The 18,966-nt window shown below is 70.5% G+C and carries 16 protein-coding genes and 1 pseudogene; 10 read left to right on the forward strand and 7 right to left on the reverse strand.

Annotated features, from left to right (window positions below; all coding sequences use genetic code 11):
* Positions 1 to 134: 134 nt before the first annotated feature.
* Complete coding sequence (locus ACGF4F_RS19575) at positions 135 to 1,118, reverse strand: NAD(P)-dependent alcohol dehydrogenase (RefSeq protein ID WP_393079003.1); 984 nt, start codon at positions 1,116 to 1,118, stop codon at positions 135 to 137.
* A 110-nt stretch (positions 1,119 to 1,228) separates the two neighbouring features.
* On the opposite strand from ACGF4F_RS19575, the gene ACGF4F_RS19580 reads away from it, so the two are divergent.
* From ACGF4F_RS19580 to ACGF4F_RS19600, 5 genes and pseudogenes are all read left to right on the forward strand, one after another.
* Entirely contained in the window at positions 1,229 to 1,945 is a 717-nt protein-coding gene (locus ACGF4F_RS19580; RefSeq protein WP_357439167.1) for a TetR/AcrR family transcriptional regulator C-terminal domain-containing protein, read from the forward strand.
* A gap of 329 nt (positions 1,946 to 2,274) precedes the next feature.
* Positions 2,275 to 5,697 (forward strand): beta-N-acetylglucosaminidase domain-containing protein, encoded by a 3,423-nt coding sequence (locus ACGF4F_RS19585; protein ID WP_393079007.1) that lies wholly within the window; start codon positions 2,275 to 2,277, stop codon positions 5,695 to 5,697.
* A 64-nt stretch (positions 5,698 to 5,761) separates the two neighbouring features.
* On the forward strand, positions 5,762 to 6,847 hold the full coding sequence (locus ACGF4F_RS19590) for a CapA family protein (RefSeq protein ID WP_357439161.1): 1,086 nt from the start codon (positions 5,762 to 5,764) through the stop codon (positions 6,845 to 6,847).
* Positions 6,848 to 7,078: 231 nt separating this feature from the next.
* Positions 7,079 to 7,357, forward strand: a pseudogene (locus tag ACGF4F_RS19595) (NmrA family NAD(P)-binding protein); the annotation flags it as partial.
* Positions 7,314 to 7,664 (forward strand): NmrA family NAD(P)-binding protein, encoded by a 351-nt coding sequence (locus ACGF4F_RS19600; RefSeq protein ID WP_393079326.1) that lies wholly within the window; start codon positions 7,314 to 7,316, stop codon positions 7,662 to 7,664. The pseudogene ACGF4F_RS19595 and the gene ACGF4F_RS19600, both read left to right, overlap by 44 nt.
* A 46-nt stretch (positions 7,665 to 7,710) precedes the next feature.
* Here the strand turns inward: ACGF4F_RS19600 and ACGF4F_RS19605 are convergent, their stop codons facing one another.
* The 3 genes from ACGF4F_RS19605 to ACGF4F_RS19615 all read right to left on the reverse strand — a co-directional run bounded on the left by ACGF4F_RS19605 (position 7,711) and on the right by ACGF4F_RS19615 (position 11,220).
* Positions 7,711 to 8,406 carry a response regulator transcription factor gene (locus ACGF4F_RS19605; RefSeq protein WP_357439158.1) on the reverse strand — a complete coding sequence of 232 codons (696 nt, stop codon included), beginning with the start codon at positions 8,404 to 8,406 and terminating at the stop codon, positions 7,711 to 7,713.
* Entirely contained in the window at positions 8,403 to 9,644 is a 1,242-nt protein-coding gene (locus ACGF4F_RS19610) for a sensor histidine kinase (RefSeq protein ID WP_393079010.1), read from the reverse strand. The genes ACGF4F_RS19605 and ACGF4F_RS19610 overlap by 4 nt, the downstream gene beginning before the upstream one ends.
* A gap of 109 nt (positions 9,645 to 9,753) precedes the next feature.
* Entirely contained in the window at positions 9,754 to 11,220 is a 1,467-nt protein-coding gene (locus tag ACGF4F_RS19615; RefSeq protein WP_357439152.1) for an alpha/beta hydrolase, read from the reverse strand.
* Positions 11,221 to 11,383: 163 nt separating this feature from the next.
* On the opposite strand from ACGF4F_RS19615, the gene ACGF4F_RS19620 reads away from it, so the two are divergent.
* Positions 11,384 to 12,091 carry a hypothetical protein gene (locus ACGF4F_RS19620; RefSeq protein WP_357439149.1) on the forward strand — a complete coding sequence of 236 codons (708 nt, stop codon included), beginning with the start codon at positions 11,384 to 11,386 and terminating at the stop codon, positions 12,089 to 12,091.
* A 170-nt stretch (positions 12,092 to 12,261) separates the two neighbouring features.
* Positions 12,262 to 12,738: a winged helix-turn-helix domain-containing protein gene (locus tag ACGF4F_RS19625; protein ID WP_393079014.1), complete on the forward strand. Its 477-nt coding sequence runs from the start codon at positions 12,262 to 12,264 to the stop codon at positions 12,736 to 12,738.
* Here the strand turns inward: ACGF4F_RS19625 and ACGF4F_RS19630 are convergent.
* Positions 12,654 to 14,222: an amidohydrolase gene (locus tag ACGF4F_RS19630; RefSeq protein ID WP_357439145.1), complete on the reverse strand. Its 1,569-nt coding sequence runs from the start codon at positions 14,220 to 14,222 to the stop codon at positions 12,654 to 12,656. The genes ACGF4F_RS19625 and ACGF4F_RS19630 overlap by 85 nt on opposite strands.
* A 234-nt stretch (positions 14,223 to 14,456) precedes the next feature.
* Between ACGF4F_RS19630 and ACGF4F_RS19635 the strand changes: the two genes are divergently transcribed.
* Entirely contained in the window at positions 14,457 to 15,419 is a 963-nt protein-coding gene (locus ACGF4F_RS19635) for a LuxR C-terminal-related transcriptional regulator (protein ID WP_357439143.1), read from the forward strand.
* A gap of 103 nt (positions 15,420 to 15,522) precedes the next feature.
* On the opposite strand, the gene ACGF4F_RS19640 is transcribed toward ACGF4F_RS19635, so the two are convergent.
* Both ACGF4F_RS19640 and ACGF4F_RS19645 read right to left on the reverse strand, forming a co-directional pair.
* On the reverse strand, positions 15,523 to 16,746 hold the full coding sequence (locus ACGF4F_RS19640; protein WP_393079017.1) for a hypothetical protein: 1,224 nt from the start codon (positions 16,744 to 16,746) through the stop codon (positions 15,523 to 15,525).
* A 223-nt stretch (positions 16,747 to 16,969) separates the two neighbouring features.
* A complete protein-coding gene (locus ACGF4F_RS19645) occupies positions 16,970 to 17,308 on the reverse strand; it encodes a hypothetical protein (protein WP_357439139.1) in 339 nt (112 codons plus the stop codon).
* Between the two features lie 282 nt (positions 17,309 to 17,590).
* Between ACGF4F_RS19645 and ACGF4F_RS19650 the strand changes: the two genes are divergently transcribed.
* Both ACGF4F_RS19650 and ACGF4F_RS19655 read left to right on the forward strand, forming a co-directional pair.
* Positions 17,591 to 17,962: a hypothetical protein gene (locus tag ACGF4F_RS19650; RefSeq protein ID WP_357439137.1), complete on the forward strand. Its 372-nt coding sequence runs from the start codon at positions 17,591 to 17,593 to the stop codon at positions 17,960 to 17,962.
* An 84-nt stretch (positions 17,963 to 18,046) separates the two neighbouring features.
* Positions 18,047 to 18,958, forward strand: a complete 912-nt coding sequence (locus ACGF4F_RS19655; RefSeq protein WP_357439135.1) for a TIGR03619 family F420-dependent LLM class oxidoreductase — start codon at positions 18,047 to 18,049, stop codon at positions 18,956 to 18,958.
* The last annotated feature ends 8 nt before the right edge of the window (positions 18,959 to 18,966 follow it).

Consider the following 18,966-nt stretch of genomic DNA (forward strand, 5'->3'; position numbering starts at 1 on the left):
GGAGGGGATGTCCGCGCGATGGGTGTGGTTGTCGACGCGCGCCGACCAACAAGAGCATGACTCGATCAAGAGGGGCGTTGGGTCGTCATGCGACTTCCGGGCTCTGGGGCCTGGTCGGGGTGGTGGTTGGCAGGTCAGATGGTGATGACGACTTTCGCTCGCGCGTGTTCACCTTCGAGGTACCGGATGGCTTGGGGCACCTCGTGGAGCGGATAGGTCCGGTCGATGACCGGGGTGAGGCGGCCGGCCTCGGCGTGGGCGCGGAGTGTGTCGAGGTGTTGCCAGCTGGGTGCCGTGGTGAGTGTGACGATGCGGTGTCGAACGAAGGGTGCCAGCAGTCGTCCGCGTGTGATGAGCCAGACCGGTCCGATGAGACTGCCGCCGCGGTACACGCCACCGCCGGAGAGCACCAGCGTCCCGGTTGGGACCAGCGCCCGCCGTAGCGCGGTGAGGGTGCGGTTGCCGACCAGGTCGAACACGGCATCGTAGCGGCGTGCGTCGTGGGTGAAGTCGTCTCGGGTGTAGTCGACGACGTGGTCGGCGCCGAGGGAGCGGACCAGGTCGACGTTGCGGGTGCTGCACACCCCGGTCACAGTCGCGCCGAGCAGCTTGGCCAGTTGGACGGCCAGGGTGCCGACGCCGCCGGAGGCGCCGTTGATGAGGACGCGGTGGCCGGGCTCGACCTGCGCGACGTCGCGCAGTCCCATGAGCGCGGTGATACCGGCCAGCGGCAGGGCGGCCGCCTGCTGCGGCGTCAGGTTCGCCGGCTTCGGCGCGACGAGGTTCTCGGGCACGCATACGTACTCGGCGAACGCGCCGTTGGCTTCGCCGAGGTCGCCGAAGACGGTGTCGCCGGGACGCACCTGTCGAACGTGGGTGCCAACGGCCTCGACCCGGCCGGCGAAGTCGCGGCCACGGATGCGTGCTCGGGGCCTTGATCGGCCCATGGCCAACCGTGCCATCCATGGATCGCCACGCATGGCATGCCAGTCGTACGCGTTGAGCGCGGCGGCCTCGACCCGTACGAGCACCTCGTGGGCGGCGGGCACCGGCGCGTCGACGTCCGCGAGCGTGAGGGTCTCCGGCGGGCCGTATCGGTCCTGGACGATCGCTTTCATTTCCCCTCCCTCAGGTGTACGGCGTACACCTCATAGCAGCAGATTAGGTGTACGCCGTACACCTGTCAAGGCGGTTATGGTTCAACCGTCGCCGGAAGACGAGGACCGAGATGGTTGAGCAGGCTGAAACGCTGCGCCGGACGCCGCTGAGCAGGGACCGGGTCCTGCGCGCCGCCGTCGCGCTCGCCGACGAGACCGGGATCGAGTCCCTCAGCATGCGCAACCTCGCCCAGGATCTGGGCGTCGTGCCGATGGCTCTCTACAAGCACGTGGCCAACAAAGACGAGCTGCTCGACGGCATGATCGACGTGGTCGTCGGCGAGATCGACCCGCTGATGCCCGGCGCCGACTGGAAGCACATGGTCCGCCGGCGCATCCTCTCGGCACGGCAGGTGCTGCAGCGCCACCCCTGGGCGCCGCTCGCGATCGAATCGCGGAACATGGCGACGCCGGCCATCCTCGCCTACCTCGACTCGATGGTCGGGGCGTTCCGGGCCGGCGGGTTCTCCGCCGACCTCGCCCACCACGTGATGCACGCGATGGGCAGCCGGATTCTGGGCTTCAGCCAGGAGTTGTTCGACGCCTCCCGGCGCGCCGGCCGGTCCGGCGCGGCCAACCCGGACCCGCCGGCGGCGCTACCACCGGAGGCCGCGGCCCGGTTCCCGCACCTCGCGGAGATCGCCACAGCGGCGTCTCACGACAACGCCTCGGTCGTAGGGCAGGGCTGCGACGACCAGTTCGAGTTCGAGTTCGCGCTGGACCTGCTGCTGGACGGCATCGAACGGCTGCACCAGCAAGGCTGGACGTCGTCGCGCCGACCCCGGTGAGACGGCCAGGCTGGGTGCGTAGCGATCCGGCGAAAGTCTAGGAACCCATTCGCCGGCTTCGAAGAGTCCACAAAGGGTAGCGTTCCCAGGCCTCGACGCGGTGCGACTGCGCGGGCGGCCCCACGTGAGGCTGCCACGCACAGTGAGCGCCTCTTGACACATCCTGGACCTTGTGGGAATGTGCGCAGATAGCCGGAGAGTCGCGCACTAACGATCGTCAGCGCGGAGGCTGGCGTGCCGTCTTCGAAAGGAGACACATGCCTAGCAGACGAACGCTCCTATCGGGACGGCCCGCCGTGAAAGCCCGGATGGGCGCGCGACGGAGGGGAATGCCCGCACAGCTCGGCGCGCTCGTCGCCGCTGCGAGCGTCGCGGTGGCGACCACATTGCCCATCTCTCTCGCAACTGCGGCTCCGGCAGCCGCAGCAGCAGTCCCACTGCCGGCGATCTGGCCGCCGCCCCAGTCCGTCGAGGACAAGAAGAACCTGGTTCCGGTCACGCCCAACGCTGCACTCGTGACGGGTGCGAAGACCGATCCGTCGGCGGTCGCCGTGGTCAACCGAGTGCTGACCGAGGCGGGTGTCACGAAGGTGAGGATCGTGTCCGACAAGGATCCGGCACCGGACGCCGGGATCATCCTCTACATCGGCGGGCCGAGCGAGAACTCCGCCTCCGACGAGGCCCTCCAGGAGATCGGCATCGCCGCCGACGCCACCGGCCTGCCCCGCGACGGCTATGTCCTGGGCATCGGCAAGGGTAGCGACGGTAACGCGAGGGTGGTCCTGGACGGAGTCGACCCGACCGGTACGTTCTACGCCGCGCAGACCCTGCGCCAGCTCCTCGTGCCGCACTCCGGCCGGGACGTGTTTCCTGCCGTTGCCATCCGAGACTGGCCGGCCATGCCGCTGCGCGGGGTGATCGAGGGTTTCTACGGGCAGCCGTGGTCGCAGCAGGACCGGCTGAGCCAGCTGGAGTTCTACGGCCGTACCAAGCAGAACATCTACGTCTACTCGCCCAAGGACGACCCCTACCTGCGGGAACAGTGGCGCCAGGCGTACCCGCCGGACAAGCTCGGCCCGATTCAGGAACTCGTGGCGACGGCGACGAGCAACCACGTCGAGTTCACCTACGCGCTCTCGCCGGGTCTGTCCGTTTGTTACAGCTCTGACCGCGACAAGCGAGCACTGGTGGACAAGTTCCAGTCGCTGTGGAACATCGGAGTACGTTCGTTCGCAATTCCGTTGGACGACATCAGCTACACGACATGGAACTGCGCCGAGGATGCGGCCAAGTTCGGCACGGGCGGCGGCGCGGCGGGCGCGGCACAGGCGTTCCTTCTCAACCGGGTGCAGCACGAGTTCATCGCCACCCACCCCGGCGCCGAGCGGCTGCAGATGGTGCCGACGGAGTACTACGACGTCAGCGACTCGCCCTACAAGACCGCCCTCCGCACCCAGCTCGACCCGGCGGTGATCGTCGAGTGGACCGGTGTCGGGGTGGTGGCTCCGGTCATCACCACCGTCCAGGCCAAGAGCGCGCGCGAGGTCTTCGACCACGACATCCTGGTGTGGGACAACTACCCGGTCAACGACTACGTGACCAACCGGCTGCTGCTCGGTCCGTACGTCGGGCGCGAGCCCGGCATCGGGCAGCATCTCGTCGGTGTGACGGCCAACCCGATGGTTCAGGCCGAGGCGTCGAAGATCGCGGAGTTCACGTCCGGTGCCTTCCTCTGGAACCCCGAGGCGTACGACGCGGCGCGGGCGTGGGAGGCGGCGCTGCAGGACATCGGTGGTCCGGCATGGCCGGCGCTGAAGGTCTTCGCCGAGAACAACTACTCCTCCAACATCGATCCGGTCGAGTCGCCGACCCTCAAACCGATGATCGACGCGTTCTGGTCGGCCTATGAGCGCGGCGAAGGGCTCAAGAGCGCGGCAGCCGGGCTCGAGGACTACTTCGGCCGGATGGCGAGCAGCCCGGCCGCGCTCCGTACCGGGCTGCGAAACCAGGCGTTCCTGGACGAGGTCAAGCCGTGGCTGGACAAGCTCGGCCGCTACGGTCAGGCGGGCCAGCACGCCGTGCGGATGCTGCTGGCACAGCGGGCGGGCGACGGCAACGCGGCGTGGGCCGAGCGTCAAGCGCTCAACACGGCGCGGGCCCAGGCCGATGCGATCAGCCAGAGCGTTGCGCCGGGAGTGATGCCTTCGTTCCTCGAACGGGCCACGTCAGCAAGTGACCGCTGGCTCGGGACGACCGGCGGAAGGGCGAGGGGCACGACCTCGATGGGGCAGTGGCAGGCCAACTCGCCGGCCAACATGGTCGACGGGGACCTCACCACGTTCTACTGGAGCGACCGGGCCGCGGACTCCGGCGCCTACGTGGGAGTCGACCTCGGGTCGGTTCAGCAGATCAGCACGATCGACCTTTACATGAGTAAGCCCACCAGCCCGACGGACTACATCCGCCAGGGCACGCTGGAGTTCTCCACCGACGGATCCACCTGGACCGCCATCGGCACCTACACCGACCAGCCCGAGATTCACGCCAGCGTCCCCCCAGGGACCAAGGCGAGGTACGCCCGGATGCGCGCGACGGCGGCACAGAGCACCTGGGTGGTGGTCCGGGAGTTCCAGGTCGCCGTGGTTGGCGGCACCAAGCTGACGGCGACCGGCACTCCGCCGCCAGCCACCGGATCCAGCCTGGCGAAGGCCGTCGATGGTGACGTCGGTACCCCGTATGTCGCGGACCGGGCACCGCAGCCCGGCGAGTTCCTCCAGGTCAGCATCTCGCCGGCCCGTCCCGTCGACCAGGTGGTGGTCCTCCAGTCCGGCACCGCGGCGACAGCTGCGGTCCAGGTCCGCTCCGCCGACGGCACCTGGACCACCATCGGCGTCCTGTCCGGCGGCTACACCCAGCTCGACGCGGCAGGCGTGAAGACCGACGCGATCCGGCTCGCCTGGCAGGACGCCTCCGCCGCACCGCGGATCAACGAGCTGATTCCGTGGTTTGCCGACGCTCCGGTCGCTGATCTCTCCCTCGACCCGGCGATGGTTGACGTCGAGGCGGGCGGGCAGCCCGCGAGGACGACAGCACACCTGGTGCCGGCCCGCATTGCGGACCTCACCGGCACCCTGACCGTCACCGCACCGGAGGGAATCTCCGCGCAACCGGCGAGCCAGCCGACCACGATCTTCCGTGGCCAGGACACGGCCGTCCCCGTGGCCGTCACCGTCCCGGCTGGCACGCCGACGGGGACGTACGACGTTCGGGTGACCTTCCGCCCAGCGAGCGGTGAGCCGGTCAGTGCGGTGCTGACGGTCCACGTCTATCCGAAGACCAGTGGCACCAACGCTGCGCTGGCCACGAACGGTGGCACCGCCTCGGCGTCAACCACCGAACAGAACCTCTCCCAGTTCACCCCCGATCATGGGATCGACGGTGATCGCACGACCCGCTGGTCGTCCAACCACACGGACAACGAGTGGCTGCAGGTGGAACTCGCGCAGCCGCAGCGGGTCGGCAAGGTCGTTCTGCGCTGGGAGACGGCCTACGGCCGGGCGTACCGGATCGAGACCTCTGCCGACGGCACGACCTGGACGACCGCGGCGGCCGTGACCGCGGGCGACGGCGGGACAGATACCCTGCGCTTCGATGCGCCGGCGGCGAAGTTCGTCCGGATGCAGGGCGTTCAGCGTGGCACGGGATACGGCTATTCGCTCTATGAGATGGAGGTCTACCCGGTCGCGCCGTAGCGGAGGTTGCCCCGAGACGCAGCTGTTCTCCGGTGGCCTTCCTCGGCCCCACTATCCTGAGCGGGTGATCAGCAAGGTGCGGGTGGCGGTGGCGGCCGTCGCGGTCGGGGCAGCATTGGCCGGGTGTGCCGCCGAAGGCCGCCCGGCAGCCGAGTGGAAGCCCCCAGCCGCCACGACGTCGAACGCCACGGCATCGCCGAGTGGCACCGAGCCGGGCGTGGCCCCGCCGGTCGAGCTGCGGCTGGCTTTCGCGGGCGACGTGCACTTCACGGGCCGCACGCTGCGTCTGCTCGACGACCCGGAGACGGCATTCGGTCGCATCGCCGCGGTGCTACGCGACGCCGACCTCACCTTGGTCAACCTCGAGACGGCGGTGACGAACCGCGGCACGCCGCAGCCCAAACGCTATCAATTCCGATCGCCGGAGACCGCGTACTCGGCGCTTCGCGCGGCGGGGATCGACGCGGCATCGATTGCCAACAACCACACCCTCGACTACGGCCAGGTGGGGCTGCTCGACACCCTCGACGCGGCGGCGGCCGCGGACTTCCCGGTGTTCGGTGCGGGGCGTGATGTCGACGCGGCGTACGCACCATGGCTGAGCACCGTGAAGGGCGTGCGGATCGCGGTGCTGGGGATGTCGCAGGTGCACGAGCTGGCCGCGCAGTGGAAAGCGACGGAAACCCGGCCGGGAATCGCGATGGCGTTCGACGAGGCCCGCGCCACCGCCGCGCTGCAGGCAGCCCGCCAGCAGGCCGACCTGGTGATCGTCTTCATGCACTGGGGCGTCGAGGGCAACTCCTGCCCAACCGGGGAGATGAAGACGTTCGCCCGCCGGATGGCCGCCGCCGGAGCGGACATCGTGGTCGGAACCCACGCGCACACCCTGCTCGCCGACGGTTGGCTCGGTAAGACCTACGTGCACTACGGGCTCGGCAACTTCCTCTGGTACAGCGAGTCGCACAGCACCGACTCCGGAGTCCTGCGGTTGACCGTGCGTGCGCGGACGGTGACACGCACCGAGTTCCTGCCAGCGACGGTGTCGGACACCGGGCAGCCCGTGCTCGTGTCCGGCGCGGCCAGCGAGCGGATCGAGGACAAGATCGCTACGGCGAAGAGGTGCACCGGCCTCACGACGAAACGGCCTTGACACCGTCACCGTGCCTGCTCCGGCGGCCGCCCTGCGGGCACAACGCCTGGTCGGCCCTTGGCAAGCTGCCCCGGCTCGGGCACTCAGCAGGCCGAGCGCCGCCCGCGTGGTGGTCGACAGCCAATCTGCCGAACGCGCGCAAGGGTGGGGTGACGACCGAGGCGCGCGGATATTGTGGCGCGCGGCGACGACCGGTCGCCGCCGCTTGCTCGCCGAGAAGAGGTGTCTGTGATGGCCGATGCGCCGATCTTGGTGCTTGGGGCGACCGGCGGCCAGGGCAGCGCCGTCACCGAGGCGTTGTTGGGCCACGGCGCTCGGGTGCGGGCATTGGTGCGCGACCCGAAGCGGGGTGCGGCTCGCCGGTTGGCCGACCGGGGTGTCGAGGTGGTCGCGGGGGCCGACGTACTTCTTCGACAACGCCCTCGGCGGGGCGGATCGCATTCGCAGTGGGCTGCTCGATCTGCCGCTGCCGGCGGATCGGCCGCTGCAGCAGCTTGCCCGCACCGATCTCGGCGTCTTCGCCGCGCAGATACTTCGCAACCCCGCCCCCTATGTCGGGCGGCGCATCGAGCTGGCCAGCGATGCCCCTACCCCCGCCCAGATGGCGACCGCGCTGAGCGCGGCGCTGGGACGGGAAGTGCACCACGAGAGGGTGCCGCTGGCCGAGGTCGGCAATCCGGACATGCGCGCGATGTGGACATTCTTGAATGGGCCGGGCTACCAGGTCGACATCGCCACGCTGCATGCCGCCCACCCCGAGGTTCGTTGGACCAGCTTCGCCGATTGGGCCCACCACACGTTCGGATCCGTCCGGTGAACACTCCCAGGGGCCTTCGCTGGTCCGGCGAGCTGCCGGCGGCCAGCTACCGGGGCGTACTCCCAGCGTCGTATCCGTCCGGGGTAACCAGGCCGTTCTGGTAGGCGAAGACCACCAGTTGGGCCCGGTCCCGCGCGCCGACCTTGACCATCGCCCGCGAGACGTGGGTCTTGGCAGTGAGCGTGCTGACCACCAGGCGGGAAGCGATGTCATCGTTGCTCAGGCCAGCGGCGACGAGTTGCACCACCTCCCGTTCCCGGGCGGTGAGCAGGGCCAACTCCGGCGGCGCCGGCCTCGGCCGGGCGGCCGGCTGATCCGCCCCGACCGAGCGTCTGATCACCGCTCGGGTGACGCTGGGCGACAGCAACGCGTCGCCGCGGGCAACCACGCGTACCGCCTGCAGCAGATCGTCCGGGTCGGTGTCCTTGACCAGGAAGCCGCTGGCCCCGGAGCGGAGGGCGGCGAACACGTCGTCCTCCTCGGCGAAGGTGGTCAGCACCAGCACCCGTACGCCGGACAGTTGGGCGTCGCCGGTGATCCGGCGGGTCGCGGTGACCCCGTCCACATCGGGCATCCGGATGTCCATGAGCACCACGTCCGGGCGGAGCTCCCGGGCCAGCGCCACCGCCGTACCGCCGTTGCCGGCCTCGCCCACCACGTCGATATCGGGCACGCCTTCCAGCAGCGCCCGGAACCCCGCCCGGACCAGGGCCTGGTCGTCGACGAGCAACACCCGGATCACCGCGCCCCACCCTCCAGCGTCTCCCGGGCCGGCGACGTCCCCTCCGGCGCATTCCGCGGCAGTATCGCCCGGACCTGGAAACCCCCACCCGGCCGCGGCCCCGCCTCAAACCGGCCGCTCAGTGCCTCGGCGCGTTCCCGCATCCCGGTCAACCCCCGCCCGCCGAACGGCGTCCCGCCGGCACCGGCGCCCACCCCGTCGTCGCGTACCTCTACCCACAGCGAGTCCGGCACCGCCCGCAGCAGCACCTCGGCACGAGCGGCCGCCCCGGCGTGCCGCAGCACGTTGGTCAGCGACTCCTGCACGATCCGGTACGCCACCTCGTCCAGCGCTGCGGGCAGCCGCTCGCCGGACAGCTCGCTGTTCACCTCGACCGGCAAACCCGCCGCCTGCACCGCGGCCAGCAACTCGGGCAGCGGGTGCAGTCCCGTGTCCCGCTCCGCTTGCCCGCGCCCCCGCAGGTCCGGCCCCGCCGAGCCCGGCCTGCCGTCGGAGCGCAGCTGACCGAGGGTGGCCCGCATCTCGGCCAGCGCCGCCTTGCCGGTGCCCCGGATGCTCACCAACGCCTCCCGAGCCCGCTCCGGCTCTGCGTCCAGCAGCCGCAGCGCGGCGGCGGACTGGACGGTAATGGTGGCGATCGCGTGCCCCACCGTGTCATGCAGGTCACGGGCGATCCGCAGCCGTTCCTCGGTGACCAGGCGCCGCGCCTCCAACTCGCGCTCCCGTTCTGCCTGGTCCAGCCGGTGCCGCACCTCCGCGGTGTACGCGGACCGGCTGCGCATCAACGCGGCGAGCAGCACCGCCACCGCCAGCGTCGTGGCCTGCGGCAGGAACGCGGCGAGCAGTTCCAGCGGCGGCATCTCCCGGTGCACGATCAGCACGACGGCACCGACCGCCAGGAAGAACACCGGTACCGGCACCGCCCACCACAGGCGGCCGGCGCGGGCCGCGTCGTACAGCGGTACCGCGAGCACCAGGGCCGGCGGGAAGCCCGGATAGTTGAGGGCGTAGAACAGCAACAGCACCGCTGAGACTGCGTACAGCACGACGGTCGGGTACCGCCGGCGCAGCAGCAGCGGTACCGCCATCGCCACTCCGAGCAGGTACGCGAACCAGTCCCGGTCGACCGAGCCGTCCTCGTTGCCGGTCGCTATCGCGATCTCGGCGGCGACCAACACCGCGAGCGCGATTCCGGCGTCCACCATCCACCGCCGCAGCACCGCCCCGCCCCTCAACACGCGCTCACCGTATGCGCCCGCACGCGCGATCCGCCATGGGTCATCCCGCCGACGAGGAGCGCAAACCCCTGTTCACGCTGCGGTGACGCCCGCCCACCCCGGACGGGCGTCATCGCAGCGTCGCCCTGAAGAAATCGACCACCATGTCGGTCAGCTCCTGCGTCGACGGTCGCTGTCCGGGGGTGGCCAGGGTGTGCCCGGTGCCGGCGACCTCGACGAACTCTGCCGGCACACCGGCGGTGCGCAGCCGCTCGGCGAACCGGACGGACTGGCGCGGCGCGATGTCCTCGTCCTGCGCGCCGTGCAGGATCAAGAACGGCGGCGCACTGCCAGTGACGTGGTTGATCGGGCTGGCCGAGTGGCGGGTAGCCGTGGATGTACCGATACCGGCCCAGAGCAGGAACCGGATGAACGGCGGCGCGTCGGCGAAGTCGTTGAGGTCGGTGGGGCCGAACATGTCCACCACGGCCTGGACCGCGCTGGACTGCTCGGCGTACGGGCCGGTCCCGTCCTGCCGGCCGGTCAGACCCAGCATCGACGAGAGCCAACCACCGCCACTGGCACCCCACGTACCGATGCGGGATGCGTCGATACCGAGGTCGGCGGCGTGGGCCCGGAGGAACCGGACCGCGCATTTGGCATCATCGAGCGGGGCGGGCCACGGGGCGGCGGGGGTCAACCGGTAGTCGATCGAAGCGACGACGTAGCCATCGGCGTTCAGCCGCTTCCGCAGCGGCGTGAACAGCGCCGCCTGATGGTTGGACAGTGACGCGCCAAGCCCGGAGAGTTTCCGGTCACCGAGTACCAGGCCACCGCCGTGGATGTACATCGCCACCGGGGCGCCCCGGCCGGGCGTCGCCGCACCGGCCGGTGGGGTGTAGATATCCATGGCCAGCGGGACCCCGTCGATTCGGCAATACTCCACTGTGCTGCGCTTCCCGGCGGGCAAATGGCGCGGCGGCACGGTGTCGCCGGGGAAGCCCGCTCCCGCCAACCCGTCGCTGGCTCCGCTGAACCCCACGAACGTGGCCAGGAGCACGACCAGCGTCACCGGCGTGACGGCGACCGCCTCCGCCACCCGGCGCAGCCGCGGCCGGCGCCGAGCCTGCGCCTCGGCGCCGCCGGAGCGGGCCATCGCGCGCAGAACCCACCCGATGCCGAATCCCGCAACGCCGATGACCTGCAGCCCCGCGCAGAGGTAGTCGACGAACCCGATCACCGAGTCCGCCGGTATCCACGGCGAGGGACCAGGTAGGACCGGCGTGCGGCGGGTCAGGAACCACACGACGAGTACGGCCAGCGCCGCGCCGGCAGCCAACACCACCCGACGCGACGCCGGGCGGGCCAGCACGCGGGCAACCGTGACCAACTGTGCTGTGCCCAGCGCGGCGAACAGCAGCGCGTACGGCCACGAGGTGCGCCACACTGCGGCCAGCGGAGCGAGGTAGATCAGGGCGCCGGCCGTCACGGCCAGCAGCGACGTGACCAGCAGGGGGCCCCGGCGCAACGGCAGGTGCTCTGCCGCGGGGGTCAGGACGGCGTTTGCGGCGGGTGGGGACAGCGACGTCTCTGGCATGCCACCGATCGTCGCGACCCGGACGCACGCCATCGTCCGCCCCCGGGAGGCAACCACCGCTCGCCGGTACTACTGTCGCCTACTCCGCCCGCAGTAGCCGCGCGAGCGACTGTCTCCCGCCGGCGGACGATCCCGGCCGCCCGATTGGGACAGCATCGCAGGCATGTCCATCGCATTCGCTTCCTCGTCCGGCACGACTATCGGTGTCACCGGTACTCGCGGTCTGCGTACGGCAGCCCTCGGGGCGCTCGGCTTCGACGTGTTCTACGTGATCCATCGGCTGCTGCAAGGGCTCGGCCCGGACGGGGACACTCCCGCCGCCGTCGCCGCGTTCAACGTGGCGCACCGGGCGGCACTGGTGGCCAGCGAGGTCGCTGTCGGCGCGGCGTTGCTGGCGGCGATCGCGTTCGTCGCGGCCTTGGCGCCGGTCGTACGTAGGGCTGGTCAGGACACGCTCGCCACCGCGATCGCGATCAGCGGCACGGTGTTCGTCACGCTCGGGTTCGTGTCCCAGGCCGCCGAGACCGCCCTCGTCGGCGCGGCCGGCGCGGGCGACCCGTCAGCAGTGCTGGCACTCAACCAGCTACAAGGACGCACCCCGATCGTGTGGAGCATCACCGCGCTGACCGCCACGGTTTCCCTCAGCGCACTTCGCACCGGGCTGCTGCCGAAGTGGCTCGGCGTCGGCGGGCTCGTCGCGGCTGGCGTGTTCGCCCTGGGCGCGATCTTCAGCGTCCTCGGCCGGACCGTCGAAGGCAACTCTTCCCTTTTCGGTGTCAGCCTGTTCATCGTGTGGATGCTGCTGCTGGCGGTGTTCCTGTGGCGGGTCGCCGGCCGAGTAGCCCGGTCAGAATCCGAGCAGGAACAGTAGCTCGGAGATCTGCTGCTCGGCGCGGGGCCGGACCACCTCGGCGGCATGCTGGCCCTGCGCCCCGGGCACTACCTTGTGCTGATGGCGTTGCCACTGATCAGCTTCGCCTCGTTACGCATGCTGCCCACCCCGCCGGACCGTCGGCGGCCCCTCGTCCGCCCCGGCGACCCGTGACTGAGCCCCGACCGTCGCATCCCGCGCTGAGTCTGGACGACACCGTCCATCAGCGGGTACGGCTCGGCATCCTGACCGTGCTGAGCGAGACCCGGGAGTGCAAGTTCGCCACCCTGCGGGACGAACTGGGGCTCACCGACGGCAACCTCAACCGCCACCTGCGGATCCTGGAGCAGGCCGAGCTGCTCCAGGTGAACGAGGGGTACGAGGCCCGTCGCCCGTGCACCTGGCTGCGGCTGACCCGGCAGGGGCGCGCGGCGCTGCGGGCCGAGGTCGCCGCGCTGGAGCAGTTGGTGCACCGGTTGCGCGCGGCCACGGACGAGCCGGAGGCCGGCAGAGGCGCAGGCGGCCCCGCTGGCCGGGCAGCACCAGTCGGCGCCCGTGCCCATCAGGTTTGCTGCCAGCGGATCTCGCCGCCGACGACAGTCGTCATGACCTTGGTGCGGAGCACCGCGTCCGGTGACTCCCGGTAGGGGTCGGTGTCCACCGCGATGAAGTCGGCGAGCTTGCCGGGCGCGAGGACGCCCTTGCGGTCCTCCTCGCCGGCGGCATAGGCCGCGCCCAGGGTGTGGGCGGTGACGGCCTCGGCCATGCTCAGCCGCTGCTCAGGCTGCCAGCCACCGGCCGGAGTTCCGTCGGGGCGGGCACGGGTCACCGCGGAGTACAGCGCGGCGAACGGGTTGGGATGCTCGACCGGGGCGTCGGAACCGAAGGCCAGCGTGACGCCGGCGTCCAGCATCCCGCGCCACGCGTAGGAGGCCAGCTCGTGGCCGGCCAGCAGGGCGTCGACCAGATCGATGTCGCTGGTGCAGTGCACCGGCTGCATTGACGCGACGATGCCCGACCTGGCCATCCTGGCCAGGTCGGCGGGCCGCAGGTGCTGCGCGTGCTCGATGCGGTGCCGCAGCCCCGGCGTACCGCCGACCGCCTCGTAGGCATCGATGACCAGGCGGTTGGCCTGATCACCGATGGCGTGCGTGGCCACCGCGATGCCAGCTCCCGTGGCCCTGGCGAACAGCCTGACCAGGTCCTCGTACGGGGTGACGGCGATGCCCACGTTGCCCTGCTCGCCGGCGAAGGACCTGCTCATGTGGCAGGTGTGCGAGCCGAGCGCGCCATCGCTGAAGATCTTCACGGGCCCGGTGCGGAACCAGTCGTCGCCCTGCCCGGTGCGGCGGCCCTCGGCAATGGCCGTCTCCAGGTGCACCATCGGGATCGCCTTGTGGACGCGTAGCTTCAGCTCGCCGGCGTCGCGCAGAGCCAGGTAGGCGGCCCGGCAGTCCTCGCCGTCGATGTCGTGCACGCTGGTCAGGCCGAGCGCGAGCAGCTCCTCCTGCGCGGCGAGCAGCAGGTCGCGCAGGTCGGGGGAGACCATCAGGTCGCGCAGCGGGTACGAGGCCGCCTCGCGCAGGATGCCGGTCGGCTCTCCGCTTGCGTCCCTGACGATCTCGCCGCCCATCGGGTCGGGCGTGCTCGCGTCGATGCCGGCCAGCCGCAGGGCCGCTGAGTTGGCCCACACCGTGTGGCCGTCCGCGTTGGGCAACGCGACCGGCAGTTCGGGACAGACCGAGTCCAGCGCGTACCGGTCCGGCTGCGCCGGCGGATCCCAGGTGTTGCTGTTCCAGCGTCCGCCGAACAGCCAGGCTCCCGGCCGCAGCCGTGCCGCGTGCGCGGCCACCATGGCGAGGGCGTCGTCCAGGGAGCGCACCTCGCGCAGGTCCACGGCGCCCAGGCTCTGCGCGTACTGCGCGGTGTGGATGTGGGCGTCGTAGAGCCCGGGCAGCACCGCGGCGCCCTCCAGGTCGATCAGCTCCACACCGTGGCCCGCGGCCGCCCGAACCTCCGCCTCGCGGCCGACGGCCAGCAGGCGACCCCGGTCCACGGCCATGGCCTCGGCCAAGGGGTTGCCGCTGTCTCCCGTGTGGATGGCGGCGTTGCGATACACGCGGATGCTCATGTGACTCTCACGGTCTCGAGGGGCGGTGATCCACCACTTTGCCATCCTCTACCTACGCCCCACAGGGACACCCACCGGGTATGCGGTTCGTCCGCGCCGCGATCGGCGCGTGCACCCCGGTGCGGATCGCCGAAAGATGACGAGCATGCCGGACGTGCCCGTATCACCAATCGGACCTGCTGCAGCCCGAAAAGGCTGAACAGCCCGGCCCAAGATCCGTGATAGACAGCTGTGGTGGGTGCACTGCGTGATCTCGGATTGTCTGAAGTGGCCGAACGCGCCTACCTCGCCCTGGTGCAGGGAGGTCCTCGACACCGCGAGGAGCTCGCCGCACGGCTCGAGACCGATGTGGTTGCTGTCGATGTCGCGCTCGACGAGCTGGTCGGCCTCGGCCTCGTGGAGCTCACCGGGGAGAGGTGCGTCCCGCTGCCGCCACGGTTCACCCTCGAGGTCCTCGCAGAACAGCACCTGCGTACCGCCGCAGCGGCCCGAGAGAGCTCCGAAGTGCTGGGGCGGCTGTGGGCGGAGCAGTCACCCCTGCCCGTCTACCTGGAGGTGCTCACCACCACGGACAGCACGTACGCGGCGCAGGAGAAGTTGCACCGCGAGGTGCGCGGCGAGGTCATGGCACTCTCGGTCGGACCCGTCGGCAGTGACCCACCCCAGTTGGCGCAGGCACCGGGGTCCTTCGAGGCGATGAGTCGGGGTGTCACGTACCGCGTGGTCTACAGCGCGGACATCCTTCGGCAGCCCACGGCGATGGCGCTCGTTCAACAGGCGATCCTGGTGGGAGAATCCGCCCGAGTCTTCCCGAACGTGCCCTGCAATCTCACCATCGCCGACAGCCGAAGGGCGGTCCTCACCGCACCCATGCCCGGTGCCGAGCGTCTGCACGGGCTGGTGATACTCGGCGGCGGTTTCCTCGACGCCCTGATCGGCGTCTTCGAGTCGTTCTGGGCACTTGGCGTGCCGATCTCGGCCATTCCCGCGGACGGCGCGCTCGATGCTGGGCCCAGCGAGTCGAACCGGCATCTCCTCACCTTGCTCGGTGCGGGCCTCACCGACGAGTCGATCGCGCGGGAGCTGGGCGTGAGCGAGCGTACCGTCACCAGGAGGATCGCCGCCCTGCAGAAGTCACTCGGCGCCCGCAGCCGGTTTCAGCTGGGTGTGCAGGCAGCGCGACGAGGCTGGCTCTGAACGGGAGCCGCGATCGCAAGGCGGCGAAGCTGAACAGCATCGGCGGCGCGGGGGCACGGCGGGCCGCCCGTAGCGGACGGCCCGCCTGCTCAGGAGCGCAGTCTCACTCGTTCGCGTCCGGCGCGACGAACACCGGCAACTGCTCCTCGAACTTCAGATCGATGGTGAGCGTAGGCAGGATGTGACCCTGCTTCTGTGCGGCACTGGCGAGGTCCGCACCCCAGGTTGAGGCCCTGAGCCGCTGGTTCGGGGTGCCATGGTGGCCGCCCGAGGTGAACGAGCAGTCTCCGACCTCGTAGAAGGCCCGCTCCGCCTCCAGGACCCGGCGGGTGTTCAGGGCCAGACCGCGCGCGTGGGTGACGAAGTAGGTGCCGAACGCGTCGGCCATCAGCTCGGTGCGACGCGTGGCCTCCGGACCGGTGAGCGGGCTGTCGAACAGGCCGGCTTCGTACTGGACGTGGTGGGCCATCTCGTGGCCGAGCACCGCACGCGGGCTGGCGTCGCTGATGCCCAACACCTCAAGCGCAGTGAACATGCCCTCGCCGAAGACCATCTTGTCGGGCAGGTTGGCGAAGGGCGGCTCGGTCTCGTCCACGGCGCTGAACGCGAAGGCGTTGAGGGTGAAGAGCGGGCTGTCTCCGCCGGCGAGGCCGGGAGCGGAGTCGATGATCCCGATGAGCTGCTCGGCGATGCTGAGGGCGTCCTCAGGGCTCAGGCCCCAGAAGAGCGTGACCATTCGGGCGACCCGCTCCGGATCCTGCAGCATGTCGTTCTGCATTGCGAGGAAGTCGACATCGTCGAGCGGCACGTCCCAGAACTTCTTCGCGGCGCGGAAGGCCACCGACATCGAGTTCTGGTACTGCGCGGGCAGGCCGTAGTCGGCCTGGTTCGCCGACGAGCCGTACAGCACCGCGTCGTAGGTCGGATAGTCGAGGACCCCGAAGATGAGCAGGACGAACAGGGTGCCGAAATCGATGCCGCCGACGATTTCGTCCACCCAGGCGCTGAACGCGGTGTCGCTACACACGTAGTCGTCGGGGTCGATGGCTGCGGCGATGGCGTTCTGCAAGCCGGACGGCTCGATGCCGGACTCGGCCCGCACGGCCGCCAGCCGGGCACGCCAGTCCGCAGGTAGTTGTGCGGCGATCTTGTCGATCTTCGCCTGGGCCACCGGGTCGCTTGTGGTGCCGGTGGCGAGGTCGTAGGTGTAGGTCTGCGACGCGGTCGTCGCGAGGGCTGGATCCGCTGCGGCGGCCGGCAGTCCGGGCCCCACGATGAGGGCCATACTGGAGACTGCGGTGACCAGCCAAAGGGCGTTCTTCCTCATGTACGCTCCGTGGGTTGTCGTCCAACCACCGTCCGCATCGCGGACGGTTCCGGTCCAGCCAGCATCGGCTCCGGCTCGACGAAGCGACAGGGTTCGACGGTGGCGGGAAGTCGCCATGACCGAGATCAGACGCACTGGCGGTAGAGCACGAAGCGTGGACGCACCCAGCCCATCCACACGGTCGAGGCAGGCGAAGCCATGACAGCCGATCTCCGATAGGGAATCAGCGGGCGGGAGAGCGACGCCGAACGCTCCGGACGGCGGCGACCAGGGCCAGCCCGCCCGCGATGAGAATGGGCAGACCGATCGACAGGATGGCGAGCAGCCCCAACGCCCCCAGCAGCACCCCCGACGCCGCCAGCGCCCAGCCCCGCCGGGGCGCTGCGTAGAACGCCCCGTAGCCGGCGAGGACCGCGGCCAGCGCCAGCGCGGTGACCACCCAGGCGAGGGGCTGGTCGCCCTGCTGGCGCATCACTCCCAGGTAGAGGCCGAGCATGAGCACCGCGATCAACGCCGCGGCGCCGGCCAGCAGATCGGCCCCGCTTCGCCATCGGGAAGCCATGGTTCATGGTCGCAGATCCCCTGGCGGCAGCCAACGGCCAGCGGAGTAGCTATAGGCGCCGTTCGCCGGAACCCGCGTGCCCCTGCCGGTGTCCTTGTAGTGGCTGAGGGACTCAGGCCATCGGCAGGCGGGATCGTCCGGGGGTGTGCGATGGGCTCATGGAGCAGGGTGGTGCTGGGATCGGTGCTCCTGCTGGCGGGGTGTACCACCACGGGGCGGTCGGCCGCGCCGGCCAGCACGGTCTCGCCGCGCGCGGCCGCCGGTTGCCCTTCGCCGATCGAGATGGGACCCCTGCCCGACTGGGCGGACGAGGGGTTCAGCGGCGGCGGTTCGGGACCGCCGCATGTCTTCGGCGTGAAGGGCGAGATTCTCGGGGTGCTCTTCGGTTACCCGCTGTCGCAGCACCCGGCTGACGGGCACAACAACAAGATCCTCTGGGTCGCCCGGCCCGCCCCGGCACCGTCCGACACGACATCGCCGGACACCCTGGTGATCACGGCGACGCTGGACGGCACCGACACCCGGGTGACCCACGAGGTCAGCGGCGGTCCCGGCCCGTCGATCATCGACGTGCCGCGGGCCGGCTGCTGGCACCTCGAACTCCGCTGGTCCGGGCGCACCGACACCATGGACCTCGTCTACGCCGAAAGTTAGGTCCCGGGCCCGCACCCCGGCCATCTGGTCGTCGTCCGGACCGTTGTCAAGCCGCACTGCGGCGGATCTGGGTACGGTGCCGGGGTGGAGATTGGATTCGCCGTGCCCGTGTCCGGGTCGTGGGCCACGCCGGAGCACATGATCCACGTTGCCCGCCGGGCCGAACAGCTCGGCTACCACTCGCTTTGGACATTCCAGCGCCTGCTGGTACCCGCCGACCTCGCCTGGAGCGAGTCCTATCACAGCGTCCAGGATCCGCTGACGACGCTGGCTTTCCTCGCCGCCCACACCGGGCGGATCCGGCTCGGCGTGGCGGTGCTCAACATGCCGTTTCTGTCACCGGTGGTGCTGGCCAAGCAGGCCGCGACCCTCGACATCCTCGCCGGGGGGCGACTCGACGTCGGACTCGGTCTCGGCTGGGCGGACGAGGAATATCAGGCCACCGGCGCGAGCCGGCACCAACGGGGCCGGCGGGCCGAGGAGTTCCTCACCGTGCTCCGTACCCTCTGGCAGGACGAGGTCGCGGCGCACGACGGCGCGTTCTACCAGGTCCCGCCGACGCGGATGCAGCCGAAGCCGGTGCAGCGACCGCACCCGCCGATCCTGCTCGGCGGGCACGCGCCCGCCGCGCTGGACCGGGCGGGGCGGCTCGCCGACGGCTGGGTCAGTGGCAGCCAGGCCGACCTGAAGGGCATCGGCGAGGCGGTCGCGACGGTGAAGGCCGCCGCGGCCGGCGCGGGCCGGGACCCGGAGGCGCTGCGCTTCGTCTGCCGAGGTGCCGTTCGGGTACGCGCGGCCAGCCCGCCCGACCGTGAGCCGCTCACCGGCACGCTCGACCAGATCCGGTCGGATCTGGGTGCACTCGCTGCGGCCGGCATCACCGAACTGTTCGTCGACCTCAACTTCGACCCGGAGATCGGCTCACCACGGGCGGACCCGTACGCGTCGTTGCGCCGCGCCGACGAGGTGCTCGACGCCCTCGCCCCCGGTCGGTGAGCCGGCCC

Origin of the sequence: Micromonospora sp. NPDC047740 (genome assembly GCF_043204735.1) — a bacterium.
In the GTDB taxonomy this organism is placed as follows: Bacteria; Actinomycetota; Actinomycetes; order Mycobacteriales; family Micromonosporaceae; genus Micromonospora.